This window comes from Paenibacillus sp. PsM32, assembly GCF_030433815.1.
Taxonomy (GTDB): Bacteria; Bacillota; Bacilli; order Paenibacillales; family Paenibacillaceae; genus Saccharibacillus; species Saccharibacillus kyungheensis.
On the sequence record NZ_JARUWY010000001.1, the window covers coordinates 828,002 to 846,877 of the forward strand.

Here is an 18,876-nt window from a genome sequence, read left to right on the forward strand (position 1 = left end):
ATATTTTATTTCCAAATTATCTTTAAATTCTTTACTTTCTCTACTTCATTTCAACTTCCATAATGATAGAAAAACCTATCCCTATAGTCGGAATAAGCGTATGAACAATCTGGCTAACACCTTATCATTATTCTCTTTTATATATAACAATTTGAATATAAAAGTCACTTATAATTCTTTTTAACAATCCCTCTGCGCTCAATGGTAGCCGTACATATGATCTTATAATGATATTAATTTGTTATTCATTTATTTCCATTAAAATAGACTATTTAAATTCATTTAAAAATCAACAATCTGGTATTTATGATATTTCATATTCAAAAACTATTGTTACGAAAGCGTTATTTTAAATTTCGCTATAATTATATTCTGTGATTTTTAACTATTTTTTGTAGTATTTTCTGGTATCGCTTCCATCAAATATTTAAAATTTTAACAGTTGATTTTACTTTATTTGGGAATAAAATAGGTTATGTACTCTTTTCCATACTTACAAGAAAGTACAGAAAAGAAAATGATTATTTTCATAAACAGAAAAAGGAGATGGACAGATTGAGTACAGAAACCAAAATTAAAACAACCAATCCAACCGACGTAGCGAAAACAAAGGTGACAACAGGTGCTGATGTTGTTGTTGATAGCCTCATCGCTCAAGGAGTTGAATATATCTTCGGAATTCCAGGAGCTAAGATTGATGCAGTATTTGATGTTTTGCAAGATCGAGGTCCACAATTAATCGTGTGTCGTCATGAACAAAACGCTGCTTTTATGGCGGCAGCAATCGGTCGTTTAACAGGGAAACCTGGCGTATGTCTTGTGACTTCAGGTCCAGGCGCATCTAATTTAGTCACAGGGCTTGCAACAGCCAATGCCGAAAGTGATCCAGTAGTTGCTCTTGCAGGTGCAGTCTCCAGAACAGATCGTCTCAAACGTACTCACCAATCGATGGATAATGCAGGATTGTTCGAACCGGTTACCAAATACAGCGTTGAAGTCGAACATCCTAACAATGTAGGCGAAGCAATTACGAATGCGTTCCGTGAAGCTTCTGCTTCTCAACCGGGAGCTGCTTTTGTTAGTTTGCCGATGGATGTACTGGTAAGTGAAGCGAAAAAATTCAATTTCCATACGATGCATACACCACAGCTTGGTACAGCACCTACTCATCTGATTGATGAAGTGGCTACAGCGATTCGCCAAGCCAAATTGCCTGTAATTTTATTAGGTATGAAAGCAAGTAGCCCTGAAGTAACGCAAGCGATTCGTGAATTGATTCGTGATACTGATATTCCAGTAGTCGAAACGTTCCAAGCTGCTGGCGCTATTTCTCGTGATCTCGAAAAACATTTTCTAGGTCGAGTCGGACTGTTCTGTAATCAACCCGGTGATCTACTACTCAAACAATCTGATCTAGTGCTCACTGTGGGTTATGATCCTATCGAGTATGATCCTCATTTATGGAATCAAGAAGGTCAACGACTTGTTTTTCATTTAGATAATCGCAAAGCGGATATTGATCATTATTATCAACCACAAAGCGAATTGATCGGTAATATTGCGCTTAATATAGAAGCTTTGTCTACACAGTTGGAAGGTTTACGACTTTCTTCACAATCGCTTGAAGTGCTTGCACGTTTACATCATAAACTAGAACAAGATGGTCAAGGATTCCATTCTTCGCATCCAGATCTTGTTCATCCGATAGAATTTATGAAAACATTACGCGGTATGATCGGCGATACAGTCACTGTGGCTTGCGACGTTGGCTCCCATTACATCTGGATGGCACGGTACTTCCGTTCTTACGAACCTCGTCGTCTGTTGTTCAGTAACGGTATGCAGACGTTAGGTGTGGCGATGCCTTGGGCAATCGGCGCTTCATTAGTACGTCCGAATGAAAAAGTAATTTCGATTTCTGGTGATGGCGGCTTCTTATTCTCTTCGATGGAACTAGAAACAGCTGTCCGCTTAAATACACCACTGGTGCATATTGTATGGCGTGATGGTGCTTACGATATGGTTGCTTTTCAACAAGTGATGAAATACGGTCGTACCTCTGGTGTCGATTTTGGCAAAGTCGATATTGTAAAATATGCTGAAAGTTTTGGCGCATTAGGGCTACGTGTCAATCGTCCTGAAGAGTTAGAAGATGTACTCCGTCAAGCGATGGCACATCAAGGTCCTGTTGTTGTGGATGTACCTATTGATTATCAAGATAATATCAAATTAGGTGAAAAACTATTGCCTGATGCGATCAACTAATATAGATCTATTGATTTCAACAATCGTATAACAATTATTTATGGATAATATTGGATTTTATTTGAAAAAGGAGTCAGACAGAAATGGGAAATCACGTAATATATCAAGCTTCAACAATGATCGCTTTACTCAGCGGTATGTATGATGGTTCAGTCACATTTGGCGAACTCAAAAAACATGGTGATTTCGGCATTGGTACTTTTCATCAATTGGATGGTGAAATGATCGCTTTTGATGGTAAATTCTATCACCTGTATCCAGACGGTAGTGCTCAGCAAGTAGGTATGCAAGAAAGTACACCGTTCTCGACAGTGACTTTTTTTGAAGAGGAAAAAACATTCCAGATCAATCGCACACTGACTCGTCAACAATTGGAAAAAGTACTGGACGATCTACTGGATAGCCCTAATATTTTTCATGCAATACGTATCGATGGTCAGTTCCGTGAAGTGAATACACGAACTGTACCGCATCAACAAAAGCCGTACAAACCGTTTATCGAAGTAACCAAATCGCAGCCCTCTTTCCATTTCCCTAATACAGGCGGAGTGATTGCAGGCTTCTGGACACCAGCATTTGCTCAAGGAATTGGTGTAGCAGGTTATCATTTACACTTTATTAATGATGAGCGTAATGGTGGTGGTCATGTGCTCGACTTTATTGTGGATCACTGCACGATTTCAATATGCAGTAGTGAAGATTTCCAATTGGCTCTTCCACATGATCAAGAGTATTTACATGCCAATCTTGAAGCTCCTAATCTGGAGCGCGATATTATGACTGCTGAAGGTGCTTATTAAGTCAACACACTTTATAGTGTTTGATGAATATTTTTGATGCTAGACCAGTTATACCCTCCCTATTACTTAACCTACCTTTCTTTTGACGAAGAAGAGGTAGGTTCTTTTTTGTATTGTTTTTCGTCAATTTTTAACAATTTTTGTATATATAAAAGCAAAAGAAGTTCAATATCTAAGGCTATAGCAACTGTGTTGGGCTCTTTATTATTGTTACACTGTACCTATATTCGAATATACACTTTTGTTGATACTTCCATCCTACCTTATCGTTCGTTCATGCAAGTAAGCTTTCAAGCTTTATTGTTGTTGATCTGATCAGATATGATTTAAAGGAGGGTAAAACATGGAACGTAATATGCGTATTATTCCTTACGAAGTGATTGCTCATGCAGAACAAGTTACTGAAACACCAACAGGTGTAGAAATGATTCAAGCTCCGCAAGTCTGGGACACTACCAAAGGTGCAGGTATTACTGTCGCTATACTCGATACAGGCTGTGATACAGACCATCCTGATCTACAAGGTCGTATTACCAAAGGACGTAACTTTACAGATGATGATCAAAGTAACCCTGATATCTATGAAGATTATAATGGTCATGGTACTCATGTAGCAGGTACGATTGCAGCGATCCAAAACAATACAGGTGTAGTCGGTGTAGCTCCAGAAGTGAATTTACTCATTGGTAAAGTTTTAAATAAAGATGGTTCCGGACAAATTGACTGGATTATTAAAGGAATCGAGTATGCTATCGAGCAAAAAGTAGATATTATTTCGATGTCTCTTGGTGGGCCTGATGATGTACCTGAATTACATGAAGCGATTCAAAAAGCAGTCAACAGCAATATTCTAGTGATCTGTGCCGCTGGAAATGAAGGCGATAACGATTCTAATACTGACGAATATGGATATCCTGGTTATTATAATGAAGTCATTAGTGTAGGCGCAATCAATCTTAATCGCCAATCTTCCGAATTTTCGAACTCGAATAATGAAGTTGATCTAGTGGCTCCGGGTGAAAATATATTATCGACATATTTGGATGGTAAATATGCCACACTGAGCGGAACCTCTATGGCTACCCCTCATGTATCCGGTGCGATGGCGTTAATCAAAGTAATCGCGAATCAAAGCTTTGAACGAGAGTTAACAGAGCCTGAACTTTATGCTCAATTGATTAAGCGTACGATTCCTCTCGCTGACTCTCCTCGTCTCGAAGGAAATGGAATGGTCTATCTGACTGCTCAAGAAGAGCTTGCCAAATTATTCAAACCACAGACTATTGCTAGACTGTTAAATATTTAAATGCATCAGATTCTTATTCTGCGTATTTATGTCTACTTTAGTGTAGATGTAGATACGTTTTATTTTTTTCTAGAATGAACCTGTATGTCATTTCTGATATACTGATAAAAAGACAATATCGGTAGATCCGAATTGTACTTTTAGCTTTACAAATAGCTATACAATACATATGTATGTTGGAGGTGTTAGGACTAAGCCAGTGAATGGGTGAATATCCATTTAAGCTGACTTTACATTGTTTTCTGCTCTGATCCTGCTTGGGACCGAGACGGAAAAGATGATCGCCATGTGATTCTTTTTTGGACTCAGTGCCTTTTTAGTGATGAACTAAAAGGTTTTTTTGTGTTACAGCGTGTATATCATACTGAAAAAAGGAGTATTATGAACATGTCGTTGCCATCACTCACCAAAAAGATAAACAATGCTTCTCCAGGTTCTACAGCGAATCAGACAATATTCGGAGTTTTACTTGCAATCTCCCTTGTTCATTTGTTTAACGATTCGATGCAATCAGTCATTCCAGCTATTTTTCCTATTTTGAAAGAAACGATGAATCTTAGTTATACACAAATCGGTTGGATTGCGTTTGCGATTAATTTTACCGCTTCTATTATGCAACCTGTTGTTGGTCTTTTTTCAGATAAGCGCCCTACCCCTTCTCTCCTGCCTATCGGAATGGGATTTACATTTACAGGCATGTTATTACTTGCTTATGCAAGTTCTTATTCGGCAGTGTTGCTAGCTGTAGTATTTGTCGGATTAGGGTCAGCAACTTTTCATCCTGAAGGTTCCAAAGTGTCTCATATGGCGGCCGGGAATCGAAGAGGATTGGCTCAGTCTATTTTTCAGGTGGGTGGTAATGCAGGACAATCACTAGCTCCCCTGCTCACTTCACTGATCTTTGTACCGTATGGTCAATTCGGAGCTATCGGATTTACCGGAGTTGCAGCGGCAGGAATTATTGTTCAAATCTTTATCGCACGCTGGTATGGACGAACGATTCGTAGTGAAAGTTTTGCTAAAAAGCATCGCAATGCTGGAAAAATTCGTCCTGAACTGAAAAATCGAATTGCGTTTGCGATGATTATTTTAATTTCACTTGTTTTTGTACGCTCCTGGTATTCGTCTTCGATTGCAAGTTATTATAGTTTTAATCTAATCGAGGGTTTTGGACTAAGTGTAGGTGATGCACAGATTTACATTTTTCTATTTTTAGCTGCTGGAGCTTTAGGTACTTTTTTCGGTGGTACACTAGCAGATCGTTTTGGAAAACGAAATCTTATTTTTGCATCGATGGCAGGTTCAGCACCTTTAGCTTTGATTTTACCGTATGCTAATTTATTTTGGAGCGGCGTATTGTTAACGATTATCGGATTTATTCTTATTTCTAGCTTTTCAGTCACTGTCGTCTATGCTCAAATGCTTATCCCTGGCAAAATTGGTACTGTATCTGGCTTGATTACAGGATTAGCTTTTGGATTAGGCGGACTTGGAGCCTTAGTCGTAGGTAACTGGATTGATAAAATAGGGATCTCGCCTGTGATGCAGTTATGTAGCTTTTTGCCATTACTTGGAGTCATCACGTTCTTACTTCCTTCTGATCGCAAATTAAGTGAATGGACAGAAGGTGCTTCTGAAGCGTAATCGCTATATAATCGTGCTTTTAGTAAAATCATATATATAGAAAAAAGCCTACCCTTTATACAAAGGATAGGCTTTTTTTGTTGAATAGATAATACTTAACCTGCGCTAGAAGCAGATGAAGCACCGGAAGCAGCAGCACTAGAAGAAGCTGCAATATATCCATTTTCCATAGCTTGTACTTTAGCTTGTTGTACATAAAATTGTAGTTTAGCCAAGTCTTGTTTCACTTGATCTACATGTACTTGATATTGGAATTTATCAAAATCGTATTTTGTCACTACGCCAGCGTTGTAACGAATCTGCATATTAGTATTATCCAGAGTCACATCACTTACTGTACGTTGCGCGGTTACAACACTTTTATATGCTGTATCTGCATCAGTGTAACTTGATTCGATAGATTTAGCCAAATCAATTTTACCTTGAGTCAATTGTTGTCTCGCAATTTCAGTATTTGCTTTGGTTGCTTGCTCATCAAAGCTGTTGGCTGCATTTTTATCTTGGTTATCTTCTTCCCATTGAGCTTGAACAATGCCATTAGCAAGCGTCTGTACTTGGTATGAAGAAGACAAGATTGTATCTACATTTTTCTTTGTGACTGGTTCTACAGTTACATCAATATCTGTTAATTGAATATTTGGATTGTATTCAATACCTAGATCAAATGAAATAGTAATCAATGCTTTTTGGTAAGCATCTTCAAGATTAGTTAAGTTATCTTTTTCTGCTAACAAAGCACGATTTGCTTTATCGATATCTTCTTGTGTACCTGATCCTAGAGATTGTAATGTTTGAGCACGTTGTACATCACGAGTCAATACATCGATATAGTCTTTAGACAATTGAACTTGTTTTTGACTTGCCAACAGTTGTACATATTGACCTGTCATACCAAGTTTGATACCTTCTTTAGCTTCATTGATTTGAAGTTCTGTATTTTCTTTTTGAGTATCCAAGCTGTTAATATTTTTTTCTAGTGTTTTACGAGAAGTTTCAAGTTGTGTGTTTTGAGCGGCTGCACTTTTATTTAGTCCATCCGAAATTTTACCTACAGCATCTTGAAGTTCTTTTAATTGTTGCTCGTAAGCATCACTTGGATCTGGCTTTGATGGTTCAGGGGTAGGAGTAGGTTCTGGTGTAGGATCAGCAGCATCTGTAGCACTAGCAGATCCAGAACCACTATTGTCTGTTGTTGCAGCTGGCGTAGCATCTTCTGCTTGAGCGCTCACTGTATTAGCAGCTTTTAGTGAAGGACTTACTGTAGTTACAGAACCACTTTGTGAATCATCACCATTAACACCAGAATCTGTACCACTATTATTATCAGATGGAACATGCAATACAGGAGAACCATTACCTGCTTGAATATTAAAGCTATTATTCAAGTCAACTAGATTTACACCTAGACTCGCATTTTGTTGATCTAACACTTTATATTTTAATTGAAGAAGTGCAAGGTTATAAGAATCATTTAGTGCTAGATTGATAACTGTATTTAGATCCAAAGTATCAAGCTTTTTCAATTCGCCTGCTCCAGAGATCGTTAATTGTGATGCTGGGGTAGCTGTTGTGTCTGTTACAACTGGAGTCGGTATTGCATCCGCAGCATGAGCCATAGTTAGTGGTTGAGATGCTACAAGTACCATAGCCAGAAGAGAAGCGCCGACCATTCCTTTTTTCATATCCATATTACCTCTTTTCATATATTCAAAAAAATACTTTCACTCGCAAATGAATGCTTCTGCCAAAAACATTTAGTATAGCTAATAAAATTAATTTAGCATTACTAACAAAATAAATCAACTACAATTCAATAAATCATTTATAATTAAAAATAAGTTTGATTTAAAAAATCGTTTCTTCTACTTATATAAATGTATGAATACCCTACCTCTATATTATATACCTTAAATGACATATACGTAATCCTTGTTCAAACATTATTTCAAAATAAAATTATACCTTCAGATATCTCTTTTCTTAAGTCCACTCTAATAAAATGACCACCAGTGCTACCAAAATAGACGCAGCAAGTAAAAGATGTATTTTTTCTCGCACCATAGCAGGCTTTGTATTTATATAATGAAGTTTGTGATTTGGCGTATTATTGTTCCTCTGATCTGGATCATAATGATCTGTCGGTCTCACAATGAATCACCTTCTCTTCCATATATTGTATATATTATGATACTACAATCTTACCATTCGTCACACAATATTCACAATCTTATTCTGCATAAATGAAGCATCCACTTTTAGATTTAATTTATCTTATCCAAATCTACATCCAGAGGTTGAGGTCGGTTCAAATTTAGTTTGATACAATTGACAAGCACCGTAAAAACAATCTATAATTCAGCCATGAACTATAGAGTATAAATTAAACTGGTGAGTTCAGAGGAGGATACTGTAACTATGAAAAAAAGCTGGCCAACGGCCTTTACAGCGATTCTGTTAGCTGTTAGTTTGACAGCATGTTCAACAGAGAAAGCTGCAGTGGAGCCGGCAAGTAGTAGTGTCGAAGTCACAGCCGTCAAAGAAGTAACATTAGATGCGGTCTATGACTTATCAGGCACCCTACAAGCATATGATGAGACCCCTGTTTCTTTTAAAATCGGTGGAACAGTCACTTCAGTGAATGCCGATATTGGAGATCAGGTTACAAAAGGGAAAAATTTAGCCCAACTAGATAGCGCAGATTTACAACTTGATCTCGACAATGCCAACCAAAGTGTTGCCGCAGCTCAAGCATCCCTCAGCAACGCACAAGCTTCTCTTACCAGCGCACAAGCTTCTCTTAGCAATGCGCAAGCCGCCAAACAAGCAGCTCAAGCAGGTATCGCATCTGCGGATGCACAAATTCAAAGTGCGAAAGTTCGTGAGCAAGGCGTAGCCGCTGGAGCTCGTACACAAGAAAAAGCACAATCACAAAATGCAGTGAACAAAGCACAAACTGCTTACAATCAAGCCAAAACAGCAGCTGATCGTGCCAAAACACTATTTCAAAATGGTCTATTAACGCAACAAGAAAATGAACAAGCTCAAACAACTCTTGCTACAGCGCAAGACAGTCTGAATGACGCCAAAGAACAACTTTCTCTTCTATTAGAAGGAGCAAGCGCATCAGATCGTGCAGCAGCTGCTTCTACGGTTAAAGAAGCTGAAGTTGGTCGTCAAAGTGCTGTTGCTAGTGTAGAACAAGCCAATTCAGGAATTGAGCAAGCAAATGCAGGTATCGAACAAGCGAATGCAGGTATTAGCCAGGCACAAGCAAGTTACGAACAAGCTGTTATTGCTAAAGAAACGGCTCAATTGAATTTATCTAGAGTAGGACTTGCTGCTCCTGTATCCGGTGTCGTGTTAGAAAAAACGATTTCTAATGGACAAACGGTAACTGCGGGTACAGCTATGTTTACACTGGGTGAAATTAATAAACTTAAAGTGTTGCTTCCTATTGCAGATAGTGAAATCAGTAAGTGGAAAGTTGGACAACAAGTTAGCTTAAACCTTTATGATGAAGCACGTACAGGTAAAGTCACAAAGCTTTATCCTGCCACTAATGAAAATACAGGTTCTATCAATGCGGAAGTAACGATTGATAACCCTAAATTAGATTGGAAACCCGGTCAGGTTGTCAAAGCTTCTCGTCAAGCTGCTTCATTAAAAGGAATCGCTATTCCTGTAGAAGCGGTTGTAAGTACAGGCTCTGAACCGTATGTATTCAAAAATGTAAATGGTAAAGCTGTCCAAATCCCTGTTGAAATTGGTAATCTATACGACAATCGTTATCAGATTACTAAAGGCTTAAAAGTAGGCGATCAGGTGGTGACTCAAGGAGCCGACCGTTTATTTAATGGAGATGCCCTTACAGTAAGTGAGGCGACCACTAAATGATCAAATATATTGTCAAAAAGCGTAAAATTACGCTTGTCTTCTTTATCATGCTTATCCTTTTCGGTATCGTAAGTGCATTGCAGTTGCCTAAACAATTAATGCCAGATATCGTTGTAAAAACAGCAACAGTTACTACTACTTATCCTGGTGCAACTCCAGAGTTAATGGAACAAACGGTCACCAAAGTGTTAGAGCAGAAGATTAAAGAAGTTACCAATCTGGATACGATCTCTTCTACTTCCAGTAACGGAGTATCCAGTATCGTGATTCAAGCTCTTCCCTCAGCAAACGCTAAAGACACATGGAGTGAGTTACGCCGTAAAGTGCAAGATGCTGAAGGCGAACTTCCTTCTGATGCTAACACGCCTGTCGTTAATGACAATTTAACACAGACATTTGTTCAATCATTTGCTGTATATGGCAAAACCAAAGAAGATATTTATGCTTTAAGTGATCTTATGAATACATGGCGTGACCAACTTCGCTCTGTACCGGGTATTACCGATGTAGCGATTAAAGGCATCCCGGATCAGCAAGTTCGAGTAGACGCTGATATGGCGAAGTTAAAACAGTACAATATTTCGTGGGAATCGGTTATGCAAGCGATCCAGTCTGAAAATAACCGCGTACCTACAGGTGATATTGCCTACCAATCACGTACTTATCAATTAACGGTTGATGAATCTCATGATGTAGATTCCCTCAAAAATATTGTTGTTTTTCAAACAGAAGCCGGTATTCCTGTTTATGTTAAAGACATAGCTAATGTGCAATTGGTAACGGATAAAGAAACGTACTTGGGATATTACAACGGTGTACCTGCAATTTCACTCGATATCAGTAGTGAAACAGGTTCTGATGTACCTACAATGCATGAGCGTGTAGCAGAAAAAATGTCTTCACTTGAAAAAACATTGCCTGCTAACATCAAGATTACTTCCCTATTTGCTCAAAAAAATGAAGTAGATCGTATTTTCAATGATTTGATTCGTGAAATGTTAATTGCGATTTTGGCGGTTATTATTATCTGTATGCTTGGATTGAACTGGTTAACAGCTTCTTTTGTAGCTTTGGCTATTCCAGTCTCAATCGCACTTGGTCTGATCCTTTTGCCCACTCTGGGAATATCGCTGAATCAGATTACGATTGTAGGATTGATTATCGTACTGGGGATACTGGTCGATGATGCGGTTGTTGTGAATGATAACATTGAACGACGATTAACCGTACTCAAAGAAAGCCCAACCGATGCAGCTATAAACGGTACCAAAGAAGTATCGATCTCTATTATTACTGCTACATTAGCAACAATCGCGGCTTTTGCTCCATTAATGTTGCTTGAAGGCGATATGGGATCATTTATTCGTCCGATTCCAACGATTATCTCGTTATGTATGTTAGCTTCGATGATTATGGCATTAACGATCATTCCTATTTTCCGTGAATGGTATGAAGAGCGTCGTAATGAACAAGGTAAAACACATGGCACAGAAAAACCTGCTGGACTATTAGGTAAACAAATCCAATCGTTAACGAATGGCTATGCTAAAAAATTAATGCCTAAAGTGTTAAAACGTCCATTAATTGTCGCTTTAACAGGACTTATTGTGAGTACACTTGCTTACGGGTTAGCTGCTTTTACACCAATCGAGCTATTCCCAAGTTCATCTGATCCTCAGTTAACGATTAATGTATCGTTGCCTACAGGTACTTCTTTACAGAAAACAGATGAAGTCGTACAAGGTGTTGCGAAATGGGTCAAAAAACAGCCAGGTGTTGAAAATATAGCTTATGCTTCTGGTGGCGGTGCACCTCAGTTGTTTACCAACCTTAGTCTAGGTGGCGGCGGTGTAACGACCGGACAGATTCTAGTCACCGGTGAAGAACATAAGCTCGATGTAGCTACAGCGTCAGAACAGTGGTCTGATCAACTTAAAAAAGATTATCCAGGTATCAGTATCTCTGTAAAAGCTACAGATTTGGGTGTCTCTGTAGGTAAAGCAGTATCGATCCGTATTCTAGGTGATGATCTAGAAGAAATTCGTAGTTTGACAGATAAAGTGAAACTTGCGATTGCTGATACACCAGGAACATATGGTATTACTGATAGTATCGGGGTCGAAAATTATGCTTTGAACTTTGTCGTTAATAAACAAGCGATGGATCAATATAAAGTGAGTTATGAGAACTTAACACGCACGCTATTGATGATGGGTAGCGGTATTAGTGTAGGTGACTTTGATAATGGTGAAGACCTAATCGATATCAAGCTTTATATGAAAGATTCTACAAACGCTAGTCCAACAGCACTATTCCAACAAGTCAGTATTACCAACTCTGCTGGAACTCAGATTCCATTATCACAAGTGGTTGAAATGAAACCATCATTTGCGATTCAACAAATTGATCGTTATAACTTAACACGAGTGAATACGATTGAGGCAGATGCGAATGGACGTACCGCTACAGAAGTTATGCAGGAATTAGAACCTAAAATACAACAAATTAATTTCCCAGAAGGATACACATGGGATGTCGGTGGAGCAACGTCTAGTCAAACAGATACCTTTACTGATTTGGGGCAACTGTTTGTAGTCGTTATCTTCCTGATTATTATCTTAATTATGATTCAGTTCTACTCGCTTTCGATTCCGATGATTATTATGACTACAGTCTATCTAGCGGCTGCGGGCGGTATATTAGGATTATTTATTACTCGTACACCAATCGGATTTATGTCAGTCATGGGGATTATAGCACTCGCCGGAATTGTTGTAAGGAACGGTATCGTATTGATCGAATTTATAGAAGATGCAAGGCATGAAGGTATGGAACTAACCGATGCTATTATCTCTGCGGCATCTGCTCGTTTCCGCCCTATTCTTCTTACCTCGTTGACAGCGATTGTGGGTATGATTCCTATCGCTACTGTCGGTGAACTATTGTTCCGACCGCTTGGGGTTACTATTATTTTCGGTCTTGTATTCTCGACGATTTTGACATTGTTTGTAGTGCCTTCCTTATACATGGTTGTTGCTAGACGGAAAGATAAAAAAGCAGCCCGTAAATTAGAACGCAAGCAACAACGTCGTGAAAAGTTGAATTTAAGTAAAAAAGTGTAATCGAATTATTCTGTAGATATGAATGTGTACTGGATAAGAACAGGCTTCTTTTCAAAGAGCCTGTTCTTATTTTATAATGACGTGATGACGTAGCGGTAAAGGAGATGTGCACTTGAAAAACAAAGAAGATGAAATTATTGAAGTAGCACTTCAACTCTTTTCCGTAAAAGGGTATACAGCTACTTCTGTAGATGAGATTGCGAAGGAAAGCGGAATAGCCAAAGCTTCTTTTTATAAATTTTTTCAAAGTAAAGAAGATGTGCTAGTGGCTACCGTAATGATGCATGGACGCAAAATCGATGATGCGATTCGTATCATGTATTCTGATACTCAGCTAGCTTCCGAGCAAAAAATTGCTGAATTTGTCCGTATTTATTTACAAAATTCGTTAGATACCAAATTCCATACGATGATGATGTCGATGCATGATAAAAGTTTATTTCATAGCGAAAAGCTAATCGAAGCTTTTTTGATTGTAGAATTCAAACTAAGCAAATGGACTACCGATTGTCTGGTAGATATCTATGGTGAACAGGTTGAACCTTTTGCTTACGATGTTATTTTTATGATTCGTGGCATGATGATGCAGTACTTGATTTTACCGATGATGGGTCTCAAACCCAATACTACAGATGAAGAATTTGCTGCCCTTCTGGGGAATACAATCGATATATGGATCAAAGGCATGATAAAATACGATTATGTACCGATCTGGGATTGGAAGCAGCTTAAAGTAGATCCTGAACATATTAAAGAAAGCCCTGTTTTTAAAGGAATTATTATTCATGATGCCCTGCTAGACCTCAAAAGATTACTGCATCATCTGCAAGTCTCTGATGAGCAAAAAGAAGATTATCGTCAGGTTCTACACGAGCTAGAACAAGAAATATTAAGTACTCATCAACGAAAAGGAATGCTCAAAGCGATGTTCTCTTTTCTTTCGCAAGAATCTTCACTTGTAGAAAAATGTAATCTTTTGCAATCTGTGTTGGATATCTAATCGTATTGATGCCAAAAAGCTGCTTCCTGTTATGATGACAGAAAGCAGCTTTTTGTTTTATATTCTAGTAATTTATTAGATCATTTTTTTGTTATCACTATCACGCAAGCGAACTTTGAGCTGATCAATCGTTCTCTCCAGTGTTCCAATAGCATCGGTTACAATACTGCGATCTACTGAATCTTCAACCTCTTTCATACGTGCAGAAGCTCGCTCACTTTCATACGTCTGACGACGTTGAAGTTCATTATATTTATCAAGCAAGTCTGTAATGACTTTGTAAAAACGCTCATAATCTAAAATAACATCATCTAGAAAAAAGTCGACTTCTTCTTGAGAATAGCCACGCATTTTGGTCGCAAAATCTTTTTCATGAATCGTAAGTGCATCGAACTTAATCCCCAACTGTTTAAATAAACGCTTTTGATCTTCTAGCTTACGCTGATAATTCTCATCTACAGCCATGATGATGATCCCCCTATTCCCGTAAGAACTTATACTCACATACAGTTCTTTTTTATAAATGTACCATAAACATAGCATAGGGGAAAACAATCTGCTCAAAGATATTTCACCTGAGGATACAGATGATATCGAACTTGTCAGAAGATACGTTATAACATCAAGGCATAGATGATGTTGACGATTGTGCTGCTCTCCACAAATCCAGTTGTTTTTGCTCTTCTGCTATTAAGCGTTCGACGCCTGCTGATTGTAATTTTTGCAAAAAAACAGGCAGTACTTTTTGCGGATTAACAGTTCCATTGATAAGAGGACGATAATACTCTGCCAGTACATTATTAATTGCTACTACTTCTGTAGATACGGGCGCAATATTCATATTAAATCCAAGTGCTGGTGCTGGGATATTGCCACTATTAAATGCTTCGTATTGTTCATACGTATCTTGAGGATACGATTTATCAAAATAAGAAATAAAAATATTGCCCCACATCCAACCATATCCATAATCGTACTTGGGATTCAGCGGATCGATTTCAGGCGCAGGCTCAATATGCTTATCGTCTACTTTGACATAATGAACTCCTTCAATACCATGCTTCAATAGATTAGCAAGATAAGGATCAGTGTATAACAATTCCAAAAACATCATCGCACGTTCAGGCTGCTCAGAAGATCGAGGAATGGCAAAAGCACCACTCTGTACATCGCCTGTCTCAATCACACCCTGCCCGATATTAACATAATCGAGATCATAACCCAATTGACTGCTACGCTCATATACATAGTTAGGCGCATAAGATAGGGCTCCTGCGAATATTTGACCTGTTTTCCAATCATTTTCCGCCTCATACATCGGATCTTTTGGCAAATAGCCTGCTTGATTCCAGCGATACATCGTTTCTACAAAATGCTTAAATTCAGGGGTAGCATACTGATTGAATACGTTAGCATCATCATGCTTAAAAGCAGGTGATTCTCCGATATTGATCGCACCTGGCAAATACCAATCTCCTGCAATATGATTCATTGGAATAGAGCGGTATAACATTTCCGGTGTATCGAGCGGTCGTAATTGAGGTTCATGTTGATGAACGATCTGCAAGAATGGCTCTATATCTTGCCATGTTCGAATATGATTGATCTTCAAATCATATTTATCTACAATGTCTTTGCGCATCAGTATACCGTATTGATGTCCGATTTCTTTGTTAAGAGGTACAGCATACGTCTGATTATCAACCAGCATCCCTTTCCACAAAATAGACGGAATCGATTTTTGCATACCTACACCATATTCTTTTAACAAATGATCCAGCGGCAAAAAAGCTCCTTTAGACACATTGGCCAAATAATTATTTGTCCAAGAGCTGGTGAATACTAGATCGGCTGGCTGACCGGAAGCTAGAATAGCCGGTATTTTCGCTTCAAATTCGGTTGGATTCAACGTAATAATCCGAATGGTGGCATTGATTTTGCGCTTTAGATATTTGTTCACTTCGTCCATCACTTTGGCTTGATCTGGCATTGGATTCGCATAATTGTAAAATACCAGTTCCGCAGGTGGAAGATTGCTTTGCGTGACCTCTTGCCCTGTCTGTGATGATTGTGAAGTCGCTGAATATAAAGTGATATCTGTCTTACCCTGCTTCTGACAACCTGCTCCAATAAACAACAATACAGATACCACCAGAATCAAAACAATTCGGTGATACCTGTATCTGGAATGATTCATAAAATCCTCCTTACTTTGTGTTAGCCTTTGATACCACCAATCGTTAATCCTTTAACAAAGTACTTCTGGAAAAACGGGTATGCACAAAGAATCGGTGTTAACACAATGACCAGAATAGCCATTCGTGCGCCTTCTGCTGGAATCTGTGCCATCAGCATATTGTTGGTGGCTGAAGTCGCGTTACTGGTCACAAAATCAATATTAGACTGCAATTTCATTAACATGTATTGTAGACTGACTAATTTGGGATTGGTGATATACAGTTGTCCAAGAAACCAATCGTTCCAATACGTCACTAAAGTAAACAAACCAACTGTAGCCAGACCTGGCTTGGACAATGGTAGCACGATACGGGCAAAAATATACCACTCTCCTGCTCCATCTATCCTTGCTGCTTCTAAAATTGCTGTTTCGATAGACTGCTGCATAAACGTTCTCAAAATAATAACATTAAAAGCACTCAGTGAATACGGTAAAATCAAAATCCAAAACGTATCTGCCAGATGCAGTACATTTGTATTTACAATATAGGATGGAACCAATCCACCGTTAAATAACATTGTGAAAAATAAGAAAAATGCCATCACATTACGATAACGAAAATCACGTCGTGACAATACATACGAGAATAACGCAGTGACCAGCAAGCTGAATAATGTTCCAATAGCGGTAACTCCGATCGTAACATATGCCGATTGTAGAATCTGATCTCCGTTGCGGAACACATAACGGTACGCATCCAGACTCCATTCAGATGGCAAAAACTGATATCCTTTTGCAGATAAGCTAGCTTCACTGGTGAATGAGATCGCATAAACCAGAATAATTGGAATAATACAGACTACACACAGCACAATCAAAATCAGGTTAAATACAAGATTCCAACTTTTTGGAAGCTGATTGAATTTACTAGATGTTTGCTCCATCGAAATTCCCCCTTTTCTAGAACAGCGCGCTGTCTTTGTCCATTTTTTTGACGATCCAGTTGGTAATAATCACAAGTACGAATCCGACAAACGATTGATATAAGCCTGCTGCTGCCGTCATACCGTAGTTCCCCATCGAAGTTAGACCGTTGTAGACATACGTATCAATAACCTGTGTAACAGGGTACAGAGCGCCCGAGTTATATGTCACCTGATAGAATAATCCAAAGTCAGCGTAGAAAATTTTACCGATACTTAGAATGGTCATAATAATAATGATAGGCTTCAGACAAGGAATCGTAATAAAGCGAATTTGTTGCCATTTACTAGCGCCATCAATCGTAGCGGCTTCATAATACTCTGGTGAAATACCTGTGATCGAAGCAAGATAGATAATACTGCTGTACCCTACACTTTTCCAGAAAAAGACGAAGATCAAAATATACGGCCAGTATGTCGTCTCGGAATAGAAATTAATCGGGTGCATCCCCATGTAGGTGAGTGCTTGATTGATAATCCCTTTGTCTGCGCTAAGAAAAGCGTAAAAGATCAAGGCTACAATCGTCCATGATAAAAAGTAAGGCATAATGAGGATCGTCTGATAGGTTTTGGAAAGGAATCGGTTACGAATCTCATCGAGTACAATCGCTAGGGCGACTGCGAGAATCAGTCCGAAAATAATAAAAACGAAGTTATATAACAATGTATTACGGGTAATCAGCCAAGCATCGCCTTTGAACAAATATTCAAAGTTTTTGAATCCGATCCATGGACTGCCTAGAATCCCATCGTAGAAATTATAATTTTTGAAAGCAAGGATGACTCCGAACATCGGCAAGTAGTTAAACAAAACTAGCAAAATTAATGCAGGTAATGCCATCAAAAAAAGAACTTTGTTTTTACGCAATTCATACAAAAAGGTCATGATTGAAGTCCCCTTTCTCTCCGGTATCTCTCTTATATGCTTATACTTTTATTATGAGCAAGAGACGGTAAGGAAACTACGCTAAGTTCTTTAGGTTATGTGTACTTTTTTTAGGTAAGCGTTATCAAAATAGAATTGTGGGATCAAGAGCAACTTCACTATGTCAGTTATAGTTACATATTTACTGATAGATAATTTAAGTTGATATATTTGTAGACCGCTCCGATAAAGGATTACCCTGTCGATCGCTGGTAAGACTTGGATATCTTGATTTGACCGCTTAACGGTCGATATCCAAATCTTAAAGGCGAACGCTTCGCTTCTATCGGGTAATTCCTTTATCTCCGCTCTGTGCTAGGATCATATTTGGGAGACGATTAATTTAAAAACTTTTGAATAAAGTTAAGCATAATAATGATATGAAAGTAAATGTAGTATGTTGGAAATGGACACAGCATGGGGTTGAAAGTTTGAGGTAAAGAAAAAGGATACTATTTGTAGTAAATAGCATCCTTTTTCTTTATTCTTTATTTAATTCTGACCAGAGTAGATAACCTATACCTATGATCACAAAAATGATAGGTATAGCTAAGTTGTATGGTGTAAGCGTCCAAGTTAGCATCTCTTGTATAGCTGTATTAGACATGCCATTACTATGAAAAGTCATTGCGGTTACTACTATAAAACGTAAACTTTATTGCTCGATGATAATGATTAATCCTAATGATAAAAATATAGTTCCTGTAGCTCTTTTATTCAAAATAATTCATCATGTCTTATAATCTACTTCCTTAGCA

Annotated in this window: 13 protein-coding genes; 7 read left to right on the forward strand and 6 right to left on the reverse strand. The window is 38.3% G+C overall.

Annotated elements, in window-relative coordinates; all coding sequences use genetic code 11:
- The first annotated feature begins 546 nt into the window (after positions 1-546).
- From alsS to QCD85_RS03910, 4 genes are all read left to right on the forward strand, one after another.
- The gene (alsS, locus tag QCD85_RS03895) at positions 547-2,265 is read left to right on the forward strand and encodes an acetolactate synthase AlsS (protein ID WP_301261682.1); all 1,719 of its coding nucleotides are present in this window, start codon (positions 547-549) and stop codon (positions 2,263-2,265) included.
- A gap of 83 nt (positions 2,266-2,348) precedes the next feature.
- Complete coding sequence (budA, locus tag QCD85_RS03900; RefSeq protein ID WP_274170696.1) at positions 2,349-3,065, forward strand: acetolactate decarboxylase; 717 nt, start codon at positions 2,349-2,351, stop codon at positions 3,063-3,065.
- Between the two features lie 343 nt (positions 3,066-3,408).
- Complete coding sequence (locus tag QCD85_RS03905; RefSeq protein ID WP_301261683.1) at positions 3,409-4,371, forward strand: S8 family peptidase; 963 nt, start codon at positions 3,409-3,411, stop codon at positions 4,369-4,371.
- Between the two features lie 387 nt (positions 4,372-4,758).
- Entirely contained in the window at positions 4,759-6,015 is a 1,257-nt protein-coding gene (locus QCD85_RS03910) for an MFS transporter (RefSeq protein ID WP_273615218.1), read from the forward strand.
- A 95-nt stretch (positions 6,016-6,110) separates the two neighbouring features.
- Here QCD85_RS03910 and QCD85_RS03915 read toward each other — a convergent pair whose 3' ends face one another.
- On the reverse strand, positions 6,111-7,697 hold the full coding sequence (locus tag QCD85_RS03915; protein ID WP_301261684.1) for a TolC family protein: 1,587 nt from the start codon (positions 7,695-7,697) through the stop codon (positions 6,111-6,113).
- Positions 7,698-7,995: 298 nt separating this feature from the next.
- Complete coding sequence (locus tag QCD85_RS03920) at positions 7,996-8,163, reverse strand: hypothetical protein (protein WP_273615216.1); 168 nt, start codon at positions 8,161-8,163, stop codon at positions 7,996-7,998.
- 267 nt (positions 8,164-8,430) lie between these two features.
- On the opposite strand from QCD85_RS03920, the gene QCD85_RS03925 reads away from it, so the two are divergent.
- The 3 genes from QCD85_RS03925 (at position 8,431) to QCD85_RS03935 (ending at position 14,031) form a co-directional block, all read left to right on the forward strand.
- Entirely contained in the window at positions 8,431-9,909 is a 1,479-nt protein-coding gene (locus QCD85_RS03925) for an efflux RND transporter periplasmic adaptor subunit (RefSeq protein ID WP_301261685.1), read from the forward strand.
- The gene (locus QCD85_RS03930; protein ID WP_273615214.1) at positions 9,906-13,031 is read left to right on the forward strand and encodes an efflux RND transporter permease subunit; all 3,126 of its coding nucleotides are present in this window, start codon (positions 9,906-9,908) and stop codon (positions 13,029-13,031) included. Before QCD85_RS03925 ends, QCD85_RS03930 begins: the two co-directional genes overlap by 4 nt.
- 112 nt (positions 13,032-13,143) lie before the next feature.
- A complete protein-coding gene (locus QCD85_RS03935; RefSeq protein WP_301261686.1) occupies positions 13,144-14,031 on the forward strand; it encodes a TetR/AcrR family transcriptional regulator in 888 nt (295 codons plus the stop codon).
- 75 nt (positions 14,032-14,106) lie between these two features.
- On the opposite strand, the gene QCD85_RS03940 is transcribed toward QCD85_RS03935, so the two are convergent.
- The 4 genes from QCD85_RS03940 to QCD85_RS03955 all read right to left on the reverse strand — a co-directional run bounded on the left by QCD85_RS03940 (position 14,107) and on the right by QCD85_RS03955 (position 18,079).
- Positions 14,107-14,496, reverse strand: coding sequence for a DivIVA domain-containing protein (locus tag QCD85_RS03940; protein WP_204825309.1), 390 nt, complete (start codon positions 14,494-14,496; stop codon positions 14,107-14,109).
- A gap of 157 nt (positions 14,497-14,653) precedes the next feature.
- A complete protein-coding gene (locus tag QCD85_RS03945; protein WP_301261687.1) occupies positions 14,654-16,228 on the reverse strand; it encodes an ABC transporter substrate-binding protein in 1,575 nt (524 codons plus the stop codon).
- Between the two features lie 20 nt (positions 16,229-16,248).
- Positions 16,249-17,154 carry a carbohydrate ABC transporter permease gene (locus QCD85_RS03950; RefSeq protein WP_273615211.1) on the reverse strand — a complete coding sequence of 302 codons (906 nt, stop codon included), beginning with the start codon at positions 17,152-17,154 and terminating at the stop codon, positions 16,249-16,251.
- Positions 17,155-17,170: 16 nt separating this feature from the next.
- Positions 17,171-18,079 carry an ABC transporter permease gene (locus QCD85_RS03955; protein ID WP_204825312.1) on the reverse strand — a complete coding sequence of 303 codons (909 nt, stop codon included), beginning with the start codon at positions 18,077-18,079 and terminating at the stop codon, positions 17,171-17,173.
- Positions 18,080-18,876: the final 797 nt, after the last annotated feature.